Here is a 5,350-nt window from a genome sequence, read left to right as displayed (position 1 = left end):
TGTCTGGCAACGTCCGTCGCCGGCGCGGTGGCCGGGGCGGTGCTCGCGTCCGCCTGCGCGGCGCTGGTCCTGCTGCGCGAGCGGCCCGCCCTCCAGGGCGCGTTGCTCGTGGCCCTGCAGTGGGGGGCGCTCATGCGGGCCCATGAACCGCTCTACCAGCTCTCTCCGGAGGAGCTGCTGACGACGCCGCCCGTCTTCGTGGAGCGCATCCGCGCCCTGACGGCGCCCGGGGAGTCGGTCCGGGTGGCCTCGTCGCTGCGCGACCTGCCGCCGCCGCCGCGGCTGGCCGGCCTGCGCCACAACGACGCCCTCAACCTGTTGCAGCTGTACGTCCTGGCGCCGGACATGGTGGCCCTGTGGGGCCTGGAGAGCGCGAACGAATACCTGCCCGGGGTGAGCCCCCGCGTGCGTCAGCTCAAGGCGGACCGGGTGCACTGGTTCACCCGGCTCGCGCCCCGGTTGGGCACCCGGTTCATCGCCTTCGCGACGGCGGAGCAGCGGGAGCTGGGCGCCCGGCTGTCCGCGCGGAGCACCTTCGTGGATCCGCTCATGGGGCTGACGCTGGTGGAGTACGCGGACGCCGCGCCGCGCATCCACCTGGCGCGTCCGGAGTGCGTGCAGGGGAGGGCGGAGGCCCTGCGGCGGATGATGTCGCCCCAGCTGCCGCCCCCCGACGTCGCCATCGTGGAGTGCCAGGCCCCGCTGCCGCCCACGCCGGAAGGCCCGCTGGGGTCAATCCACGTGGCCCCGGGCACGCCGGAGCATCTCACGGTGGAGGTGGCGTCCCTGGCCCCCGCGGTGCTCGTGGTCAACGACGCCTGGCAGCCGGGGTGGCGCGCGACGGTGGACGGGCAGGACGTCCCCATCCTCCCCGCGGACGTGGCGGTCCGCGCGGTGGTGGTGCCCGCGGGCCAGCACCGGGTGGAGCTGCGCTACCGCACCCCCGGCCTGACGGCGGGCCTGCTCCTGGGCGCGCTGTCGTGGCTGGGGCTCGCGCTGGCGTGCCTGGGGAGGCGCTTCGTCCCCAGGCGCCGGGCGGCGGCCTAGCGGAAGTCGCGCCGCTCGAAGATGGCGATGGCCAGCGTGGTGAGCACCAGCGTCCACGCCAGGCTGTAGCCCACGCCGGAGAAGAACGTGGCCGCGTCCACCGGCAGCGCGTACGTGGCCTGGGGCCGGAAGTTCACCCGCTCCAGGTTGGGCAGCGCGTAGTACAGCGTCTTGCCAATGGCCCGCACCGCCAGGCTCTCCGAGCGGCTGGCGATGCCGTACAGGTCGCCCGTCAGGTGCCCGGTGAAGTACATGCCCGTGGTGGCGATGGCGGACACCGCGGGCCCCGCGAAGCTGGAGAACAGGATGCCCACGCTGCTGATGACGAGCAGCTCGAACCACAGCCCCGCGCTGGCCAGCAGCTGCGTCCGGGTGACGTCCGCGCCGAAGAGCAGCAGCTCGCCCAGGAACACGGCCGTCATCGCCACCAGCAGCACGCCCAGCGTCAGCATGGTGCCCGCCAGCCGCGCCAGCAGGAACTGACGCCGCGACACGGGCTTGCTCACCACCAGGAAGATGGTGCGCCGCTCAATCTCCCGGCTGAGCAGGCTGCTGGACAGGAAGATGGTGAGGAAGACCAGGATGATGCTCATCATCCCCAGGCCGAAGTCCGTCAGCACGCGGTCGAAGGTGGCGACCGTCACCTCCGTCACCAGCGAGGAGGACAGCAGCACCACCGCGGCGAACACGCCCACCACCACCGTCACCCGGTTGCGGCGCGCCTCGCGAAAGCCATTCCACATCATCGCGCTGAAGGCGCTCACGTGTTGATCTCCCCGCCCACGCTCGACGCGCGGCCTGACTCCTTCAGCGCGTTCATGAACAGCTGCTCCAGCGAGAAGCGCGCCGGCTGCATCCGGTTCACCCGGCCCCCCGCGCCCAGCACGCCGCCCAGCAGCCGCTGGCTGTCCACGTCCGCCACCTGCAACATCACGCGGCCGTCCAGCGCCTGCACCGACTCCAGCGGAACGCCCAGCCCGCGCACCTGCTCCGGCTTCAGCCCCTCCACCACGACCTCCACCGTGGGCACCTGCGCGGACACCAGCTCCTGCACGCTGCCCTCGCGCACCCGGCGGCCGCCCACCAGCACCGCCAGCCGGTCGCACAGCGACTCGACGTCCGGGATGATGTGGCTGCAGAAGAGCACCGTGGTGCCCTTCTGGCGCTCGGCCAGGATGAGGTCGCGCATCTGCCGGCGCCCCAGCGGATCCAGGCCGCTCGTGGGCTCGTCCAGGATGAGCAGCTTCGGCCGGGACACCAGCGCCTGCGCCAGGGCCACGCGCTGCACCATGCCCTTGGAGTAGCGGCGGATCTGCAGCTTCTCCGCGCCCGCCATCTCCACCGCGCCCATCACCTCCGTGACCCGTCCGTCCAGCTCGTGGCCGGACAGGCCCGCCAGCTGCCCGGCCAGCGTCACGAACTCGCGGCCCGTGAGGTACTCGTAGGGGGCGGGGTTCTCCGGCACGAAGCCCACCAGCCTGCGCGTGGCGGCGTCCTCCACCGGCTGCCCGAAGAGCCGCGCGGTGCCGCCGCTGGGGCGCACCAGGTTCATCAAGATCTTGATGGTCGTGGACTTGCCGGCGCCGTTGGGGCCGAGCAGCCCGTAGATCTGCCCGGCGTCCACCCGCAGGTCCAGCGACTGGAGGGCCCGCACGGTGCGGTTGAACCAGAAGCCGACCTTGTAGGTCTTGTGCAGCCCCTGCGCCTGGATGGGCGGGGCTTCAGGGCTGGGATTCGTCATGGTTCGTGACTCGGGGCTTGGGGACCAGGCGTTCGCCGTCCTCGGTGCGTTCGTCCTGGATGAGCTCCATGCGGAAGCGCACGGCGTCGGAATAGGCGCGGCCATCCTCGCCCAGGAACAACCTGCCCCCCAGCGGATCCTGGGGGAGCTGGGCCAGGTCTCCCGCGGAGACCAGCGTGGGAAGGTCGTCGGGCAGGTGGCCCTCGCGCTCGCGGTAGCGGGTGATGGCCGCGTCAAGGGTGTGCAGCAACCGCTCCTGGAGGATCTCCTGCACGCGGCGCGCGTAGAACTCGCGCGTCTCGTCGTCCTCCGCGCCGTCGCGCAACGCCATGCTGAGCGACAGCCCGCTGTCGAAGTCGCCGGACTGCGCGTACAGGCGCGTGGCCAGCGCCGAATACCAGGGGGGCGCGTCCGGAAGCCGTGACAGCTCCTGGATGATGTCCGCCGCGTCCTTGTACTTCTTCTCGAAGAACATCAGGTTGTACGCCAGCTGGAACGACAGCCGCTGGTTGCCCGGCAGGTGCTTCAGCCCCTTGCGCAGGATGGCGCTCGACTCCTCGACGTTCAGGTACCGGCCCTTGCCCAGGTGCACCGGGATGGTGATGCCCGCGTAGAAGTAGGCCTGCCAGAAGCCGGGATCCAGGTCGGTGACCAGCTCCGCGTAGTCGTAGATGTCGCGGTACTCCGACGGCTGCGACGCCGTGCCGATACGGTTGAGCAGCAGGACCCAGAAGTAGTCGGTGACCAGCCCCTGCTGGGAGTGGAAGAGCGCCTTGAGCAATCCGGGACGGGGCAACAGGGGACCACCACCCTGCCTGGACACGGGCCGGGGGGGCGCGGACAACAGCGCCAGCAACAACACGCCCGGGACGAATCGCAGGTACACCTTGTCCATGGCTCCACCCAACGAAAATGGGGCGCCCGATATGCCCGGGCGCCCCATGGATTCTGCCATCCCCTGCTGCGATCCGTCACGACGGATCTGCGGCAATCTCAGGCGAAGCCGCTTGAACGACTACTCGCAGCTCACGTCGTTGTAGGCGTTGCCCGGCTCGCCGGCGGCGATCAGGTTGCTGTCCACGCCGCAGGTGGCGGCCAGCGTCGCGCCCGTCGGGGAGGAGGTGATGCCCCAGGCGTCGCCGGCCGGGTCGTTGTCGACGTTACCGACGGCGTTCGCGCTGAAGAAGCAGCTCGGGCAGTCCGTCAGGGAAGGCTGCACGCCCAGCGCGGTGATCGCGTCCTTGGCGCCCGGCGCGGTGGTGAACTTCGCCACGTCCTGGCCGATGCAGCCCGTCTTCGCGTTCGCGCGACCGGTGCTCGTCGCCGCGACGGCCTCCACGCAGCCCGTGCGCAGGCCGTAGCTGTAGCGGTTCGCGGGCTCCGGATCGAAGCCGATGACCGTGAAGTCGGTGGAGTACTTGTCCTTCTCACCGAAGTACGACTTCTGCGCCGTGAAGATGGCCTTGAGGTTCGTCTTCGCCTCGGACTGCTTCGACTTCGCCTGGAAGCGGATGAAGTTCGGGATGGCGATGGCGGCCAGGATGCCGATGATGGCGACCACGATCATCAGCTCGATGAGGGTGAAGCCACCCTTCTTCCGGAAGAGACGGTTCATCATGTTTGGGAACTCCGCGGCAGGCAGAGGGGGGTTGAACGACGTGCGAACTCTTAGCACGAAGAGTGCCACGCCGAACAATCCACCCAACCCCCGGGATTCCCAGGGCAGTCAGGCGGGGCAGGGGATGGATCCGCCGGGTGGCCTGCCAATTTTTGTCACCCGCGCTGACGGTTTTCGTCCTCCATCGCGCAGTCGCCAGCTCCGGAAGCGGCGGGTAGGATTCCGGGCTCCGTGACGTTCACCTACGCGCCGGGCTGGGCCGAGCCCCTCTTCATCCTCTTCCTGTTCATCCTCGGCCTGTGCATCGGCTCCTTCCTCAATGTCGTCATCGCGCGGGTGCCCGAGGGGCTGAGCATCGTGCGGCCCGGCTCCCGCTGCCCGAAGTGCGGGCACGTGCTCTCCTGGTACGAGAACATCCCCGTCCTGTCGTGGCTGGGCCTGCGCGGCAGGTGCCGGGGCTGCGCCATGCCCATCTCCCCGCGCTACGTGATGGTGGAGCTGCTCACGGGGCTGCTGTTCCTCGCGTGCCTCAAGCGCTTTGACTGGACGTACGCGCTGGTGCCCGCGCTGGTGCTCGTGTTCCTGCTGGTGCCGCTCACCTTCATCGACCTGGAACATTGGATCCTCCCGTTCTCGCTGACGCTGCCGGGCATCGCGGCGGGCGTGCTGCTGGCGATCCCCCGGGGCGCGGGCGCGGTGGCGCAGGCGGCGCTGGGCGCGGCGGTGGGGTTCCTCGCCTTCCGGCTGATGGAGTACGTGGGCTGGCGCGCCTTCAAGCGCGAGGCGCTGGGCGGCGGGGACAAGTTCCTCGTCGCGCTCCTGGGCGCGTTCCTGGGCTGGCACTCGCTGCTGGGCATCCTCTTCTTCTCGTCGCTGCAGGGCTCCATCGTGGGGCGTGGCGCTGCTCGCCCTCACGGGCAGGGCGGGGCCGCGCGGCGCCCCCC

General features: G+C 70.3%; 6 protein-coding genes. 2 read left to right on the top strand and 4 right to left on the bottom strand.

Annotated features, from left to right (window positions below; all coding sequences use genetic code 11):
• Positions 1 to 1,047: YfhO family protein (locus ACLEQD_RS35915; RefSeq protein WP_410390348.1), on the top strand; the 1,047-nt coding region annotated here is incomplete at its 5' end.
• Here the strand turns inward: ACLEQD_RS35915 and ACLEQD_RS35910 are convergent.
• From ACLEQD_RS35910 to ACLEQD_RS35895, 4 genes are all read right to left on the bottom strand, one after another.
• On the bottom strand, positions 1,044 to 1,811 hold the full coding sequence (locus ACLEQD_RS35910; protein ID WP_410390346.1) for an ABC transporter permease: 768 nt from the start codon (positions 1,809 to 1,811) through the stop codon (positions 1,044 to 1,046). The genes ACLEQD_RS35915 and ACLEQD_RS35910 overlap by 4 nt on opposite strands.
• On the bottom strand, positions 1,808 to 2,788 hold the full coding sequence (locus tag ACLEQD_RS35905; RefSeq protein WP_410390345.1) for an ABC transporter ATP-binding protein: 981 nt from the start codon (positions 2,786 to 2,788) through the stop codon (positions 1,808 to 1,810). The genes ACLEQD_RS35910 and ACLEQD_RS35905 overlap by 4 nt, the downstream gene beginning before the upstream one ends.
• Positions 2,769 to 3,683, bottom strand: coding sequence for a tetratricopeptide repeat protein (locus ACLEQD_RS35900; RefSeq protein ID WP_410390343.1), 915 nt, complete (start codon positions 3,681 to 3,683; stop codon positions 2,769 to 2,771). Before ACLEQD_RS35900 ends, ACLEQD_RS35905 begins: the two co-directional genes overlap by 20 nt.
• Before the next feature lie 120 nt (positions 3,684 to 3,803).
• Positions 3,804 to 4,406 (bottom strand): type IV pilin protein, encoded by a 603-nt coding sequence (locus tag ACLEQD_RS35895; protein ID WP_410390341.1) that lies wholly within the window; start codon positions 4,404 to 4,406, stop codon positions 3,804 to 3,806.
• 231 nt (positions 4,407 to 4,637) lie between these two features.
• Between ACLEQD_RS35895 and ACLEQD_RS35890 the strand changes: the two genes are divergently transcribed.
• A partial coding sequence (locus ACLEQD_RS35890) for a prepilin peptidase (RefSeq protein ID WP_410390339.1) occupies positions 4,638 to 5,350 on the top strand: 713 nt, incomplete at its 3' end.

The sequence above is a fragment of the Corallococcus sp. 4LFB genome (genome assembly GCF_046520365.1).
GTDB classification, from domain to species: Bacteria; Myxococcota; Myxococcia; order Myxococcales; family Myxococcaceae; genus Corallococcus; species Corallococcus caeni.
This window is presented reverse-complemented; position numbering and strand designations above follow the sequence as displayed.

Coding starts and splice junctions, on each gene's coding strand:
- ACLEQD_RS35900 (WP_410390343.1), bottom strand. CDS start 3,683: ATGGACAAGGTGTACCTGCGATTCGTCCCGGGCGTGTTGTTGCTGGCG.
- ACLEQD_RS35895 (WP_410390341.1), bottom strand. CDS start 4,406: ATGATGAACCGTCTCTTCCGGAAGAAGGGTGGCTTCACCCTCATCGAG.
- ACLEQD_RS35905 (WP_410390345.1), bottom strand. CDS start 2,788: ATGACGAATCCCAGCCCTGAAGCCCCGCCCATCCAGGCGCAGGGGCTG.